Here is a 788-nt window from a genome sequence, read left to right as displayed (position 1 = left end):
GTCAAACGGGTTGTCGACTACAACGTGAAGATCCGGGTTCGTCCGGATGGCACGGGTGTCGAGCTTGCCAATGTGAAGATGTCGATGAACCCGTTCGACGAGATCTCGGTGGAAGAGGCGCTGCGGCTGAAGGAAGCCGGCAAGGCCGAAGAGGTGGTCGTGGTGTCGATCGGTCCTGCCAAGGCCGAGGAGACGCTGAGGACGGCACTCGCCATGGGCGCCGACCGGGCAATCCTGGTCGAGACCGACGATGCGGTCGAGCCGCTGGCGGTTGCCAAGATCCTCAAGGCTGTCGCCGATGCCGAACAGCCCGGCCTTGTTATCGTCGGCAAGCAGGCGATCGACGACGATTCGAACCAGACCGGCCAGATGCTGGCGGCACTGCTTGGTTCGGCCCAGGCGACCTTCGCCTCGAAGATCGAGATCGGCGATGGCAAGGCGACCGTCACCCGCGAAGTCGATGGCGGCCTGCAGACGATCGAGATCAAGCTGCCGGCGGTGGTCACCTCGGACCTGCGCCTGAACGAACCGCGTTATGCCTCGCTGCCGAATATCATGAAGGCGAAGAAGAAGCCGCTCGACAAGAAGTCTCCTGCCGATTTTGGCGTCTCCACAGCGCCGCGGTTGAAAGTGTTGAAGACCGAGGAGCCATCCGGCCGCAAGGCCGGCGTCAAGGTCAAGTCGGTCGCCGAGCTGGTCGACAAGCTCAAGAACGAAGCCGGCGTGCTTTAAGCCAGAACCAGGGAGCCCTCATCATGACCATTCTTCTTCTGGCTGACCACGACAAT

At 61.9% G+C, this 788-nt stretch carries 1 protein-coding gene; it reads left to right on the top strand.

Annotated features, from left to right (window positions below):
- Positions 1-732: electron transfer flavoprotein subunit beta/FixA family protein (locus ACMUVN_RS33260; protein ID WP_414816050.1), on the top strand; the 732-nt coding region annotated here is incomplete at its 5' end.
- Positions 733-788: the final 56 nt, after the last annotated feature.

The sequence above is a fragment of the Rhizobium sp. IY2 genome, from assembly GCF_047532935.1.
GTDB lineage: Bacteria > Pseudomonadota > Alphaproteobacteria > Rhizobiales > Rhizobiaceae > Rhizobium > Rhizobium anhuiense.
The sequence above is the reverse complement of the archived record's forward strand: the minus strand, read 5'-3'. Positions and strand labels throughout refer to the sequence as shown.